The organism is Methylotenera sp., assembly GCF_029945535.1.
Classification (GTDB): Bacteria; Pseudomonadota; Gammaproteobacteria; order Burkholderiales; family Methylophilaceae; genus Methylotenera.
Map to the genome: position 1 here is coordinate 12,776 of NZ_JAQSCU010000018.1, position 14,750 is coordinate 27,525.

16 protein-coding genes are annotated in these 14,750 nt (G+C 42.4%); 7 read left to right on the plus strand and 9 right to left on the minus strand.

Going from position 1 to position 14,750, the window contains the following annotated elements:
* Window positions 1-263: 263 nt before the first annotated feature.
* A complete protein-coding gene (locus PSU72_RS11705; RefSeq protein ID WP_300432730.1) occupies window positions 264-623 on the plus strand; it encodes a pilin in 360 nt (119 codons plus the stop codon).
* Window positions 624-730: 107 nt separating this feature from the next.
* Here PSU72_RS11705 and PSU72_RS11710 read toward each other — a convergent pair whose 3' ends face one another.
* Together PSU72_RS11710 and PSU72_RS11715 are read right to left on the minus strand one after the other, a co-directional pair.
* Window positions 731-1,804, minus strand: coding sequence for a cyclic nucleotide-binding domain-containing protein (locus PSU72_RS11710; protein WP_300432731.1), 1,074 nt, complete (start codon window positions 1,802-1,804; stop codon window positions 731-733).
* A gap of 61 nt (window positions 1,805-1,865) precedes the next feature.
* The gene (locus PSU72_RS11715; RefSeq protein WP_300432732.1) at window positions 1,866-2,645 is read right to left on the minus strand and encodes a 3',5'-cyclic-nucleotide phosphodiesterase; all 780 of its coding nucleotides are present in this window, start codon (window positions 2,643-2,645) and stop codon (window positions 1,866-1,868) included.
* A 162-nt stretch (window positions 2,646-2,807) separates the two neighbouring features.
* Here PSU72_RS11715 and PSU72_RS11720 point away from each other — a divergent pair, with 162 nt between their 5' ends.
* The 5 genes from PSU72_RS11720 to folE2 all read left to right on the plus strand — a co-directional run bounded on the left by PSU72_RS11720 (window position 2,808) and on the right by folE2 (window position 7,514).
* Window positions 2,808-3,479, plus strand: a complete 672-nt coding sequence (locus tag PSU72_RS11720) for an alpha/beta fold hydrolase (protein WP_300432733.1) — start codon at window positions 2,808-2,810, stop codon at window positions 3,477-3,479.
* A 41-nt stretch (window positions 3,480-3,520) separates the two neighbouring features.
* Entirely contained in the window at window positions 3,521-3,787 is a 267-nt protein-coding gene (locus PSU72_RS11725; RefSeq protein ID WP_300432735.1) for an exodeoxyribonuclease VII small subunit, read from the plus strand.
* Entirely contained in the window at window positions 3,777-4,691 is a 915-nt protein-coding gene (locus PSU72_RS11730; RefSeq protein ID WP_300432736.1) for a polyprenyl synthetase family protein, read from the plus strand. The genes PSU72_RS11725 and PSU72_RS11730 overlap by 11 nt, the downstream gene beginning before the upstream one ends.
* Window positions 4,692-4,753: 62 nt before the next feature.
* Window positions 4,754-6,637 (plus strand): 1-deoxy-D-xylulose-5-phosphate synthase, encoded by a 1,884-nt coding sequence (dxs, locus tag PSU72_RS11735; protein WP_300432738.1) that lies wholly within the window; start codon window positions 4,754-4,756, stop codon window positions 6,635-6,637.
* 73 nt (window positions 6,638-6,710) lie between these two features.
* Complete coding sequence (folE2, locus tag PSU72_RS11740) at window positions 6,711-7,514, plus strand: GTP cyclohydrolase FolE2 (RefSeq protein WP_300432739.1); 804 nt, start codon at window positions 6,711-6,713, stop codon at window positions 7,512-7,514.
* A 102-nt stretch (window positions 7,515-7,616) separates the two neighbouring features.
* Here the strand turns inward: folE2 and PSU72_RS11745 are convergent, their stop codons facing one another.
* Complete coding sequence (locus tag PSU72_RS11745; protein WP_300432740.1) at window positions 7,617-9,020, minus strand: sensor histidine kinase N-terminal domain-containing protein; 1,404 nt, start codon at window positions 9,018-9,020, stop codon at window positions 7,617-7,619.
* An 18-nt stretch (window positions 9,021-9,038) separates the two neighbouring features.
* Window positions 9,039-9,719: a response regulator transcription factor gene (locus tag PSU72_RS11750; RefSeq protein ID WP_300432741.1), complete on the minus strand. Its 681-nt coding sequence runs from the start codon at window positions 9,717-9,719 to the stop codon at window positions 9,039-9,041.
* A gap of 229 nt (window positions 9,720-9,948) precedes the next feature.
* On the opposite strand from PSU72_RS11750, the gene PSU72_RS11755 reads away from it, so the two are divergent.
* Entirely contained in the window at window positions 9,949-10,173 is a 225-nt protein-coding gene (locus tag PSU72_RS11755; protein WP_300432742.1) for a hypothetical protein, read from the plus strand.
* Window positions 10,174-10,318: 145 nt separating this feature from the next.
* On the opposite strand, the gene PSU72_RS11760 is transcribed toward PSU72_RS11755, so the two are convergent.
* The 5 genes from PSU72_RS11760 to PSU72_RS11780 form a co-directional block, all read right to left on the minus strand.
* Window positions 10,319-10,978 (minus strand): TIGR02281 family clan AA aspartic protease, encoded by a 660-nt coding sequence (locus tag PSU72_RS11760; RefSeq protein WP_300432744.1) that lies wholly within the window; start codon window positions 10,976-10,978, stop codon window positions 10,319-10,321.
* Entirely contained in the window at window positions 10,975-12,159 is a 1,185-nt protein-coding gene (locus PSU72_RS11765) for an MFS transporter (RefSeq protein ID WP_300432746.1), read from the minus strand. Before PSU72_RS11765 ends, PSU72_RS11760 begins: the two co-directional genes overlap by 4 nt.
* 120 nt (window positions 12,160-12,279) lie before the next feature.
* Window positions 12,280-13,374 carry a chorismate synthase gene (gene aroC, locus PSU72_RS11770; RefSeq protein WP_300432747.1) on the minus strand — a complete coding sequence of 365 codons (1,095 nt, stop codon included), beginning with the start codon at window positions 13,372-13,374 and terminating at the stop codon, window positions 12,280-12,282.
* 50 nt (window positions 13,375-13,424) lie between these two features.
* Window positions 13,425-14,132 (minus strand): type 1 glutamine amidotransferase, encoded by a 708-nt coding sequence (locus PSU72_RS11775; RefSeq protein ID WP_300433297.1) that lies wholly within the window; start codon window positions 14,130-14,132, stop codon window positions 13,425-13,427.
* A 44-nt stretch (window positions 14,133-14,176) separates the two neighbouring features.
* Window positions 14,177-14,728, minus strand: a complete 552-nt coding sequence (locus tag PSU72_RS11780) for a pseudouridine synthase (RefSeq protein ID WP_300432748.1) — start codon at window positions 14,726-14,728, stop codon at window positions 14,177-14,179.
* Between the last annotated feature and the right edge of the window lie 22 nt (window positions 14,729-14,750).

A 14,750-nucleotide genomic window follows, 5' to 3' on the forward strand; every position in this document is an offset into this window, starting at 1 on the left:
CTACTTTCACGTGGACTCCAGTAAAACCAGGTGTTAAAACGACAACTTGTACTGTCGATACTGGTAACTGTGTAATAAACTAATTTTTAAAAGAGCTTTAAGCCTCGTTGAAATATTATTTCATCGAGGCAATACAACAAGGCCCTTGCATGTCGTGAGGGTTTTTTTCGCCTAATTAATCATAGATGCTCAATAAAAAAGAATAAGTTAACTAATATTTAAGTTAAATTGCGTAAATTTTAATTTTTTTAAAGGATATAAAAGTGAAAAAAATTCAAAAAGGTTTTACATTAATCGAGTTGATGATTGTTATTGCAATTATCGGTATTTTGGCTGCTGTTGCATTGCCACAATATAAAAACTACACCATCAAGTCTGCTGAAACCGCATGCCTTGCAGAAGCAACAGGTACAGCCCGTGGAGTTAGCGCTGCGGCTTCCGCCGCAGATCCTAGTTTAATACCAGTAATTACATTAAAAGCATGTACTGGAACAATTCCTGCAGCAGCTACTGCAGCAGCTGCTGCTGCTTTACAAGGTACTACTTTCACGTGGACTCCAGTAAAACCAGGTGTTAAAACGACAACTTGTACTGTTGATACAGGTAATTGTAAAGTAAATTAAACAACTTTAGTTTCAGTAAAGTAAGGTTTAATCAAGGCACTATAATAACATCTCGAAATATCGATATATCTTTCTGCACCTACTCTAAACACTATATAAGTTAGTAATCATTGTCTTCGTGTTCCGCCCATTAGCACAAATGCCTTTACACTTCCCTGTGCCAACACAAACGCCGCAGCCGAACTACGTCTACCAGTTTGGCAGTAGAGTACATACTCTTTGCCTTTATCTAGACTACTGGCTAATTGACGGATTTCATTGAGTGGTAAATTGATTGCACCGTGAATATGGTCGTATTTATATTCTGAGGGTAATCGTACGTCGGCCCACACTGCGCCAGCATTCACTCTACCCTGCGCTTCTGACATGCTGATTTGGTTAATGATGGGCGCCTTTAATAGCTCTACGAAGTCTTTTTTGTTGAGTCGCAATAATTCACCATCAGTTTTCATGGTGACTGTGGCATTGCGTTTATTATCTGACACTAGCGCTTCTTCGCCAAATGCTCCGCCTTCATTGAGCTCAGCCAAAATAAGCGCTGGTTGGCTTGCATCTACAATTCGCGTTACTTGCGCACAACCGCTTTGAATTAGGTAATAGTAATCGCCTTCGCCGCCTTGCTGAATGATAATCTGCCCTGCGGTGACAGTAATGCTGGTCATACGTTTAAACATCTCTTCTACATTAGCAGCTGGCAGACGGCTAAATATTCCACTTTGTAGATTGAAGGCGCTAAATACGCCAGTTTCATTCATCCAATCGCCTACGCTGCGTGCGGCTTTTTCTGTGATGCTGGGTTGAGCAGTTTTGGCAGGATTGTCGATATTGGAAAGCTGATCCCAAGTCATCATGATATCGAGTAGATCCATGTCTATTCGAAGTATCTCAATATCGGTCAGTGCAATGGTGTCCATAATTTTGGGATCTGCATTGACTGGATGCTTAGTGACCTCATTACCACCACGCAGTCTGACTTTTCTACCATCTTCGTAGCGCAGACCTAAATCACCCTTAATTAAGTACATAGCTTGTGCGGCTTTAGCCATATTCATACGCATCGGGTCGATGTCTTGATTGACCTTCTCAATAAAACATAGCGCAGCAAGCTCTTTTCTGCGGCCTACTGACAACCTAGCAATCGGCTCTAGATGCTCTAATAATGATAAGTCAGCGATTGCCATAATTAAAACCTTAATGGGTACTTTTAAATAAATACTGTGAAATTGATATCACGCTAAAAAACTACAAATGAAACTCTTGCTGTTGTTTAAGCGCCTGAATTGGGTACGCTAAATGACTTTCTGCGACTTCCTGCATGATACTTTCACCCTCACCTGGCTTTAGGTGAGTGATATAAATTTCAACAACATGCTGAGTATGATGCATAGTCAGGTGAGCAAGTTCACTGATTAGTAAAGATGGACATAGATGCTTGGAAAGCTGCGCTAAAGCTAGCTCGCTATTGCTGAATGCGGTTTCAATAATCAAGTACTTAAGATTTTTGATTTTATTAACTTCAACCCATAAATCATCACACACAGTGGTGTCGCCAGTAAATACGAGACTCGCGTCACCACTATCAACATGATAGCCAATAGCAGGAATGACATGATTAGCAGGCAATGGTGTGAATTTCCGACCGCTTAACTCAAGTGTTTCTCCGATTTTAACTTCGTTGTAGCGTAAGAATGGATTGTCCGCACTGGGAATCGCATTGAAATCTGGCCATACTTTCCAGTTAAAAATATGGAGGCGCAATGTTTCTAGGGTTTCTTTATTAGCATGTACGGTGATAGGCTCTGCGCGTATGCCCATGACGGTATCGAGCAAAAAGGGAATAAATGCGATATGGTCTAAGTGTGAATGTGTTACTAAAATATGGTCGATTTTCAGCAGCTCGTCCATAGACAAATCACCCACGCCCGTACCCGCGTCGATCAATATATCTTGATCAACAAGCATGGACGTCGTACGCAGTTCAGCGCCAATTCCACCACTGCAACCTAATATTTTTATTTGCATATAATTTTTTATAGTTATATTTAATACAATGCTATGATTTCACAGCTTATTAACAGCATATAACAGATATTATTTTTTTAATAGCAATCTTATTTTAACCAAACATAACTTCAAGTTTTACCTAAATTGATTGCACTCTTACTTAACGACAAAGCTCCCAAGATGATCTATAAAACGCCTCTAGAATTAGTCAGCAACCATCATGAAAGCAACCTCAAGGTAAATGCCAGCGTCATTTGGTTACATGGCTTAGGTTCGGACGGTCATGACTTTGAGCCTGTCGTACAAAAGCTCAATATTCCCAATGTGCGATTTATATTGCCCCACGCGCCAGAAATGGCAGTCACTCGCAATAGTGGTTATATTATGCCGGCTTGGTATGATTTATATGGAGTGACAGGCAGCAGTAAAGAGGACGAAGATGGTATAAAAAATAGCCAACAATACGTTAACACTCTTATTCAAAAAGAGTTGGATAGAGGCATTGCTGCAGAGCGCATCGTGATTGCTGGCTTTTCACAAGGTGGCGCGATTGCTTTATATACGGCGCTTCGCTACCCAAAGAAATTAGGTGGTGTGATGGCCTTATCTACCTATTTACCAGTTAAAGCCAAGCTGGCAACTGAAGCCAACCCGGCCAATGCAGCAACACCAATCTTTATGGCGCACGGCGTGTTTGATGACGTGATCACGCTGGATATGTGCAAAATATCACTTCAAACATTACAGAGTAATCACTATTCTGTCAGTTGGCATGAATACAATATGGCGCATTCCGTATGCATGGAAGAGATTAGCGATATTCATGGATTTTTAAAGCAGCGTTTGCCATAGGATTTGGTAGAATATCGCCTTAACGCCATTTAAATTTTGCCATGACCGTACCTAAATCCAAAACTGCAGCATCCCTAGAAAACAACACCGTAGCACCAGAGACTTTTGAACTGGCATACGCTGAGTTAGAAAGCATAGTCGCGCGCATGGAATCCGGGCAAATGACTTTAGAGTCCTCATTGGCTGCGTATCAGCGTGGCAACAGCCTACTACAATTCTGCCAAAAATCACTAGCTGACGTTGAACAACAAGTTCAAATTCTGAATGAGCGCAATCAGTTAATACCATTTAAGTCTGATGATGAATAATAGTAATTCATCTGAAACAGCATTGCTGGATTTCATAGCTTGGGCGGCGTCAAAGCAAGGCCGAATTGAAAATGTGCTAAATCACACGTTACCTTCCGCCAACTCAACGCCGCAAACACTAAACAGCGCGATGCGTTACAGCGCTCTAGAAGGTGGCAAACGTGTACGCGCCCTTCTATGCTATGCCGCGTCTGAACTGTGCAACACAGATGCTAAAGTGGCTGACGCTGCGGCCTGTGCCGTTGAACTCATCCATGCATATTCGTTGGTGCATGACGATATGCCCTGCATGGACGATGACGACTTACGTCGTGGTAAGCCTAGCTGTCACAAACAATATGATGACGCTACAGCATTATTAGTCGGCGACGCTTTGCAAAGCTTGGCGTTTGAGGTGCTATCGCAGCCTCAATTATGCTCTCAAACCAATCATCAAATAAGCATGCTCAATATCCTAGCCAAAGCTTCAGGTTCTACAGGCATGGCGGGCGGCCAAGCCATAGATTTAGCTTCGGTAGGCAAAACGCTCAGCCAAACTGACCTTGAACAGATGCATCAACTGAAGACTGGCGCATTGATTCAAGCTGCTGTTTTATTAGGTGGAATCAACGGCGAAATAGAAAAAACTGCCGCAATAAGCACTTATGCAAAAAACATCGGCTTAGCATTTCAAGTCGTCGATGATATTTTAGATGTAGAAGCTGACAGTTCTACACTTGGCAAAACTGCTGGTAAAGATGCGGATAGTAACAAACCTACTTATGTGTCTATATTAGGTTTAGCTGATGCCAAGCTACATGCTCAACAGCTTTATGATAATGCAATTGATGCTTTAACACCTTTTGGTGAGAGTGCCTTACGTTTACGTGAGTTAGCTGGATTCATTACACAGCGTAGATTTTAAATCTTCATCTTTTTTAAAATCATCTTTTAATCATTAATTTTCTAATAGCGACTCTATAACTTGTGACTTCACTACTCAACAGCGTAATACTGAACACGATAGATTCACCGCTGCAACTGCGCCAACTTGAGCGTAAGCAGCTTGTTCCGCTCGCCCAAGAGTTACGCACTTTTCTTATCAATAGTGTTGCAAAAACTGGTGGTCATTTATCGTCTAATTTAGGCGTAGTTGAACTGACAATCGCGCTGCATTATGTATTTAACACCCCTGATGACCGATTAGTTTGGGATGTCGGCCATCAAACTTATCCGCATAAAATACTTACAGGTCGCCGTGAGCAGATGCAATCATTACGTAATCCGCAAGGTATTGCAGGGTTTCCACGTCGCACCGAAAGTGAATACGATACTTTTGGCACAGGTCACTCCAGCACCTCAATCTCTGCCGCGCTAGGCATGGCGGTTGCCGCACAAAAAGCTGGCTTAGAAAGACGCGCTGTAGCGATTATCGGCGATGGCGCAATGACCGCAGGGATGGCTTTTGAAGCGCTCAACAACGCGGGTGATATGGATGCTAATCTGCTGGTGATTCTTAACGACAATGATATGAGCATATCCAACAATGTCGGTGCGCTGAATAACTACCTCGCAAAACTGTTATCGAGCCGTTTCTATGGCACTGTTCGTAAATCTGGTAAGAAAGTACTTTCTGCAGTGCCTCACGTCATGGAGTTTGCTAAACGCGCCGAAGAGCACGTAAAAGGCATGGTAACGCCTGGTACATTATTTGAAGAGTTTGGCTTTAACTATATTGGCCCAATTGATGGGCACGATATGGATACGCTTATCGATACTTTAAGCAATATCAAGCAGCTTAAAGGTCCGCAGTTTTTGCATATCGTCACGCAAAAAGGCAAAGGTTTCGAGCCCGCTGAAGATAATCCCAACAAGTTTCATGGTGTAGGTAAGTTCGACCCATTTAATGGTGATGCGCTCACAAGTAACACCAAAAAAACTTATACCCAAGTATTTGGTGAATGGTTGGTCGATATGGCGGCACTAGACAACCGCCTAATTGGCATTACACCGGCCATGTGCGATGGCTCAGGCTTAAACGCTTTTGCAGATAAGTATCCTGACCGTTATTACGATGTAGGCATTGCCGAGCAACACTCACTCACTTTTGCGGCAGGGATGGCTTGTGATGGCTTAAAGCCAGTCGTCGCCATTTACAGCACGTTTTTACAACGAGCTTACGATCAGTTGATTCATGATATTGCCTTACAAAACTTACCAGTATTATTTGCAATAGACCGTGCTGGGTTAGTTGGTGCAGATGGCCCTACGCATGCAGGTAGCTTTGATTTGAGCTATCTCAGATGTATTCCAAACATCGTGATTATGGCGCCTAGTGACGAAAATGAATGTAGGCAAATGCTATACACAGGTTTTCAATATAGCGGCGTAGCGGCTGTTCGCTACCCTCGTGGCAGTGGTGCTGGCGTTGTAGTACAAAAGAAAATGCAGGCGATTGAGATAGGCACAGCTGAGATTAAACGTAATGCCATAAGTGACTCTAAACAAAAGATTGCGATATTAAGCTTCGGCAGTATGCTCAATGCCTGCTTAAAAGCGGGTGAAAAACTTGATGCAACCGTTGTTAATATGCGTTTTGTAAAGCCAATCGATAAAATAATGCTTGAAAAACTGGCAAATGACCACACATTAATTGTCACGGTTGAAGAAAATAGCGTCATGGGTGGTGCAGGCTCTGCCGTGCTAGAAGCTTTGCAAGCGATACAAAACCCAAATAAACCGCCAATTAGAACTTTATGCTTAGGCTTGCCAGATAAATTTATTGAGCACGGCGTGCATGAAACTATGCTGGCAGAATGTGGTCTAGATGCAGAAGGTATTGCATCGACAATTGCGAAGCTAATAACCTAGTGATATACTCAACTACTTCACTATGACTAGCCAATAGCTAGTCATAGCGTGCATTTGCTAAACTGGAAATATAATGAACCAACCTATACCAAGCCCAATTGAAGACGTACAAAACACTCTGGATACGCGTCATATCGCCATTGACAAAGTAGGCATCAAAGCTATTCGCCACCCAGTGGTAGTCAAAGATAAATCGGGCGGAGAACAGCATACCGTTGCTATGTTTAACATGTACGTGCATTTGCCGCAGCAATTCAAAGGCACACACATGTCACGTTTTGTTGAGATTCTCAATGTGAACGAACATGCTATTTCGGTTGAGTCATTTGAAACAATTTTACGTGAAATGGTTAAACGCCTAGAGGCGGAGTCCGGCCATGTGGAAATGACTTTCCCGTACTTTGTAAACAAAGCTGCGCCAATTTCAGGCGTAAAAAGTTTGCTAGATTACGAAGTGACATTTATTGGCGAAATCAACCAAGGCAAGTTTGACATCACAGTTAAAGTACTCGTACCGGTAACAAGCTTATGCCCTTGCAGCAAAAAGATTTCAGATTATGGTGCGCATAATCAACGCTCACATGTCACTGTAACCGCGCTGATTAATAACTTCATCTGGATTGAAGACATTATTGATTTGGTTGAAAAACAAGCTTCGTGCGAGCTTTACGGTTTATTAAAGCGCCCAGATGAAAAATATGTCACTGAGCGTGCTTATGATAACCCTAAGTTTGTAGAAGATATGGTGCGTGATGTAGCAGCCCAACTGAGTAAAGAAAGCCGCATAGTGGCTTATACCGTTGAAAGTGAAAACTTTGAGTCTATACACAACCATTCCGCTTATGCGTTAATTGAGCACGACAAACGCAAACATTAGCATCTTATTTAACTAACATTTTGCACTCAATAAAAAGCCACTACTACAGTGGCTTTTTATTTAAGAGTGGCTTCTTAATTTAAAGCTTATACGTTCAACAAACTAAACCACATTTAACCGAAATATAACTTTTACTTTCGTGCCAGTCTCTTTTTTCATGTCACTGTATTCCAACAAAACGCGTGCTTGATGTTGGTGTGCAATTTCCTGCACGATTGCAAGTCCCAGGCCGCAGCCGTTTTCTGCAGTACCTAGCACACGATAAAACCGTTCAAATACCTTTTGCTGCTCATATGAAGCAATACCCAAGCCATTATCTTGCACGGACAATACAGCCTCATGATTGACGACTACCAAACCTACCGTAACCTTTGCACCTGATTGGTTGTACCTGATTGCGTTGTCGATTAGGTTATTCAATAACTCTTGTAATAAGACATTATTAGCACTGATATTTAACGCTTTAAGTTCACATTTAACACCCAAATCAATATTTTTATCTAAAGCTTTGGGCACCCAATCTGAAGTCACCTCATTCATCAATTTCACCAAATCCACACTAACAAATGCTTGAGCTGCTGCGCCTTCAGGTTCAGCTCTAGCCAAGCTTAGTAACTGATTTGCCAAGCGACCAAGATTGTCACTGCCAGCGCTAATTTGCTTAAGCGCATGCTGAATACTCGCCAAATCACTTTCGCGCAACGCAGCTTCCGCCTGAATCTTTAAACCAGCTAACGGTGTTTTAAGTTGATGCGCAGCATTTGCTAAAAAATGACGTCGTTCGTTCACTGCGCTTTTTTCTTTGACAATCAACTCATTCATTGCATGCAATAAAGGCTGCAACTCTTCAGGTGCATCAAGCTCTTCTAATGGCCTGGTATCAGTTGGCAGCCGCTTGGATATTAAATCTTTCAACTTATCCAGCGAGATTAACCCTCTTTGAATACCTAAATTCACAAGAACAATGATCAATATAATCAATATAATTTGTGGTACTAGCATAATGGCAACAATTTCTCTCGCCATCTTCTCTCTTTTTGTTGTTGATTCTCCTATGACCACAATAGCACTACCTTTTGCACCAACATCCGCCAGCGGGAAATTCAATGCAACCATGCGTAATTTTTTATCTTCAAACTCTGAGTCATAGAACGTTGATTTTCCTTCTGTAGGCAAGACTTTAGGTAAAGCCAGCTGTTCTTCACCAAGCACTACATTGTGCTCTGGATCTAGTATCAGATAATGCCTATAGTCATCATCAATATCGTACTCCAGTAAGTTCAGCGCACTATCTGGCAAATCGACCACCATACTGCCGGATTTAATCTCCACCTCGTCTGCCAATGCTAAAGCAGAGCGAAATAAGCCGCTGTCATAGGCTAGATTTGCAAAGTAGTTGGCTAAATAATAAGCAGAAATAGTACCCAGAAACAAAGTGGGAATGAGTAGAATAAGTAACCAATTCAATAGCTTTTGACGGATAGAATTGCTTTTAATATGAATCATCTGATTTTCGATCTTCGATTATGGATTTTGATTTTCTAACTTAGCTAACAAATAGCCTAAACCACGTATTGTCCGAATCTCGATATCAAATACATTTAATTTTTTACGCAATCGCGACACAATTACCTCCACCGCATTTTCACTAATTTCATCATCCCAACTGCAAAGGTGCTCCATAATTTTCGCCTTACTGACAACCTTGGAGGCCTTCAACATGAGTAGTTCCAACAAAGCTAGTTCACGTGCAGAGAGTGACAGCGCAATGTCTCCCGCCATACATTGGCGGTTAGTGGTATCAAAAGTTAAATCGCCAAAACTAATCTTCGCACTTCCGCCAGATACACCACGGCGAATCAAAGCACGCACACGTGCCTCTAATTCAGCCAGTTCAAATGGCTTAGTTAGATAATCATCTGCGCCTAAATCTAGCCCTTTTACACGATTCTGTGTATCTTCCAAAGCAGTTAAAATCAGCACCGGCGTATTGCTGCCACGCGCTCTAAGTCGCTTTAACACCTCGAAACCACTTAGTTTAGGTAAGCCCAAATCCAGCACTATTACATCGTACTCTTGATACGTCAGTAATTTATTGGCGCCTTCCCCATCAGAAATAACATCAACCGCATACCCAGATTTAACGAATGAGCGTTCAAGCCCATCTTTTAGAATTAAATCATCTTCAACTAGTAATAATCTCAATGCAATCACCTCAAATCAAATGCAACTCACGTAGCAACGAATACATTCTACTCAGTTTAAAAACAAGGAAATAAATATTTTTGAAAATAATTAGCTGTCAGTTTCACGTCAGCTTGATGCTGTAAATTGTATTCCATGGTGGTTGATGAAGTGGTTAACGGATAAAGTTAATCAGTGATTTAAACAATCCATCTGACAGCAAACTTATCATTAATTTCAGGAGATTTAAATGAACAAATTATTAGCATCATTATTCGCAGTTGCAGCACTTTCATTAGCTACATCAACTTTTGCTGCAGACGCTCCTAAACCGGCTGAACCAGCTAAAGTAGTAGCTGCTGCCGCTGAGCCAGCAAAAACAGAAGCGGCTAAACCAGCTGTAAAACATCACCATAAACATGTAAAAAAAGCAGTTGCTGAAGCACCTGCAGCGGCTCCAGTAGAAGCTAAGTAATATTCAAAAGTACTGTTTAACAAACCTTGTTTTTGATTTTTAAGGTTTCAAAAATAAGTGTTGAGATTTATTTCTAGTTAAAAGCAAATAAAACGGGCAGATTTTCTGCCCGTTTTATTTTGTCTATTGAAATTGGAAGATTTATTTAATATTTTTTAGTGAGTGTTAGTGCAATATCTTCACGCTTCATATCCAAGCGATTCAAAGCACTCATGCCCAGCAACACCACCGAGGGTGAACCACCCTCCAACACACTCGCATCTACTTGGCTAAGTGTAATGCGACCAATCTTAAGTGTTGCTATGGTTACTCGATAAGCGGTCACCACCCCATTGGCCGTGCTAACTTGCACAGGCTCGCCTCGTTTGTAATCAATATTCGCGAACTTTGCATCGCCACTATTCATGGCAACCGTTGTTGCGCCAGTATCTAATATGAATTTTAATGATGCGCCATTGATTTGACAGTCAGAAACAAAGTGTCCTTGTGAGTCAGCATACAAAACAGCACTTGCTGAGCCCCCAGACGACTTACCCGCCACTGAAGCGGCTTGTCCCATACCTAATCGCTTGGTACTTCCTTCAATTTGCAAAGTGGCGGCTTGGCTGTCTGCGGAAATTAATTTAACGCCATCGCTGGTTTGACCTACGCTTAAAGTTTTAGGTTTACCACCATTAATCATCAGCACCGCCTTATTGCTGAAAAGCCCGACAATATTGACCTGTGTATCTGCCATACAGATACTAGAACTGAGTAAGCTCATTGTAAGCAACGCCGTCTTTCCAACTTGCAATAACTGATTCATCTAAACATTCCTTGTGAGCCGTGCTGATTACGTGTCAATTTCAAACCCAATCCTATCACTAGCAATCCTAATAAAGGGAATATGGCTGCCAGCATGAAAGTTTTCTCTCCACCAAGATATTGCAATGCATAACCACCAGCCACACCGCCTATGGTACCGCCTATGCCGTAAGCTACACTGTTATATATCGCTTGGCCTTTAGCTTGATGCCGCCCGTTGAAAAATTGGGTAATGACCTCGACTGAAGCTGCGTGAAAACTGCCGAAAGTAGCGGCATGCAAGGTTTGGGCAAGCACCAACAGCCCGATGTTATCTACAGCAAGACCTATCATCGTAAATCGAAGGACAGCGAGCACCAAACTAATCAACAAAATGGTTTTTAAGCTATATCGCGCCATCAGCTTGGGCATCAACATAAAAATTCCGATTTCACAGATAACGCCTACTGCCCAGAGCAGTCCTATCATGCCTTTGCTGTAGCCGTGCTCACTCAAATAGATCGAATAAAAATTGTATAGCACGCCATGCGCGGTCACCATGAGCGCACAACCGATAAGTAAAGCTAATACATTAGGCTGCTTAATGACTTGCCATATTGAAAAGTGGTCATGCGCATGCGGCTCGACCTTGGCATCGGGTAAGGTATAGGTTAGTGCGAACAACGTCATTTGCACCACCAGCAAGAACCATAACAAACTTCTTATGCCAGTAAAATCAATCAGGTATCCCAATATCACAGCAGCCACAATAAAGCCCAATGAACCCCACATACGAATACGACTGTAATGCCCATTAGTAGTCGCTAGATGCGCTAACGTCAGCGACTCTGCCAATGGCAAGGTGGAGCTCGTAAATAAACTTAACGCTGCCATCACAAAAAATAGCCAATAAAACCCATGTGCCCAAAATACTGCCGTAAAGCCACATAGTCCTAAAAAAGCGGTGAGCTTAATCCACTGCGCACGTTTACCTGTATGGTCAGCTAACCAACCCCAAAAATTCGGCGCAAAAATTCGGCTGATTTGGAATAGCGACATCAAAATGCCAATATCAGCTGGACTGAATTGTTCGGACTTTAAATACAAACCCCAATAGGGAACAAACGCCCCAACAAAAAAGTAATAGATGAAGTAAAAACGAGAAAGTCGTGAATGAAGAGCTGAGTGAAGATTTGAAGGCATGCTGAATTATATAGAACGAAGTGATAAAAAAAGTCGGCATTAGCCGACTTTTTATTGGATAGCAAATTAAACAAAGATAACTCGTTACAATATTACATCCATCAATTAAGGTGCGTTAAATTAAATGATTTTGGGCGTTGCACTTATCACATCAGCATTTTGCGCCCTATTTCTTAGCGCATGGTCCATCAACACTAACGCCATCATAGCTTCGGCAATTGGGGTAGCACGAACACCAACGCAAGGATCATGACGACCTGTTGTTTGCATCGTCACAGAATCGCCATTTTTATCAATAGAACGACGCTCTTGTGGAATGCTGGAAGTAGGCTTCAACGCGACATTCACACGAATCTCTTGACCTGTAGAAATGCCACCTAAAATACCACCCGCATGGTTAGTCACGAAACCTTGTGGTGTCATTTCATCAGAATGCACGCTACCACGCTGTGCGATTGAATCAAATCCTGCACCAATTTCCACCCCTTTAACCGCGTTGATGCTCATCATGGCATAAGCAATCTCAGCATCTAGCCTATCAAACACAGGCTCGCCCCAGCCAACTGGCACGCCTTCAGCCACTACGGTAATACGTGCACCTACAGAATCACGTTCAGCGCGAATACCATCTAAATAACTCGCTAATTGTGTCAACACATCGATATTAGGTGAGAAAAAATCATTGTCTTGATGGTTGAGCGCATCCCAACTCACAAATGGAATATCAATTTCGCCCATTTGACTCATGTAACCACGAACAGTTACACCAAAACGCTCTTTTAACCATTTTTTAGCAATGGCACCAGCGGCAACACGCACAGCGGTTTCGCGCGCACTTGAGCGTCCACCGCCTCGGTAGTCACGTACACCGTATTTTTGTGTGTAAGTATAATCGGCGTGACCTGGACGAAAAGTATCCATGATTTTGCTGTAATCTTGGCTGCGTTGGTCGGTGTTACGAATCAATAAACCAATAGGCGCACCTGTGGTTTTTCCTTCAAATACGCCAGATAAAATTTCTACACTGTCGGCTTCTTGACGTTGTGTTACGTGGCGCGAAGTGCCAGGTTTGCGTCTATCTAAATCGATTTGTAAATCTTCTGCGCACAAAGCCAAGCCTGGAGGACAGCCATCTACCACGCCGCCAATGGCTGCGCCGTGTGATTCACCAAAGGAAGTGAGCGTGAATAAAGTTCCGATTGTATTACCCGACATAATGCTTTTCTCTTGTAAGTTTTCTTGATTTTAACATAGGGGCATAGCTATCAGGGCATTAGCCCTTTAATCCACTGCCCATACACTTGTTTGGCAACCTTATTTAGGAAGAAGCAATGCACAGGTAAAGTTTGCTGCATGGCTTCCGCCTGCTGTACAGCTGGGCTTGCGGCAGCTTCCGCAAGTTCATCCGCGCCCAATTCACACCAACTTTTGACCATCTCCGCAGTGACTTCAATATGACTTTGAAACGCCAAGTGCTTACCTATGGAATAAGCTTGATTTTGGCAATGCACACTGGCTAACACATGCGTTGCGCCCTCGGGCAAGCTAAAAGTTTCACCATGCCAATGAAAGCTATTAAAACTTTCAATCTCGCCAAACCAATGCTTAGCGGCTTCATTTTGAGTCACATTTACTTCGCCCCAGCCAATTTCTTTAATGGGATTGGCGCTGATCACGCCGCCAAAAGCCTTACTAATCAGTTGACCGCCCAAACAATGTCCTAATACCGGAATATCCGCCGCCTTTGCTTCACGAATCAAATCAAGCAAAGGTGCAATCCAAGGTAACTCGTCATTCACACTCATTGGACCACCCATAATCACAACGCCGCTATAGTCCAGTATAGAAGCTGGCATAGCACCAACTTCATTGGTATTAACAACCTGCCAAGGGATATTCTGCTGTGTTAAAAAGTCGCCTAAATAGCCAGGCCCTTCATGCGCTACATTTTTAAAAACAATCACTGGCTTTATGTTTGTTGTGCTCATTATTTATAACCTTATTCAATGACCTTCAGCTATTCAATAACCTTGTATTGCCCATTTTGAATACCATCAATCGTATATTGCCCAATGGCGTATCGAATCAACCTTAATGTTGGAAAGCCTATTTTAGCGGTCATACGACGCACTTGGCGATTTTTACCCTCACTAATTTTAATTTCCAACCAACTAGTAGGAATCGCTTGCCTTTCCCTGATGGGTGGATTTCTTAGCCACAGTGATTCTGGCTCCGAAATTAGCCTAACCTGTGCGGGTTTTGCTACGAAATCTGACAAATCAACACCTCGTTTGAGTGGCTCTAAATCCTCAACTGAAGGATCACCCTCCACCTGCACCCAATAAGTTTTAAATTCTTTATGTTTTGGATCACTTAAACGGTGTTGCAACATGCCATCATCGGTTAAAATGAGCAAACCTTCACTATCAGTATCTAATCGCCCTGCTGCATAGACATCTGGTGTTTGGATAAAGTCTTTTAACGTAGGATGTCCCGTTTTTCCATTTCCGGGATCATGCGCACTGAACTGGCACACTACGTTAAAGGGTTTATTGAATAGAATAATCATTAAATAAGCTTAAATTTTCAGA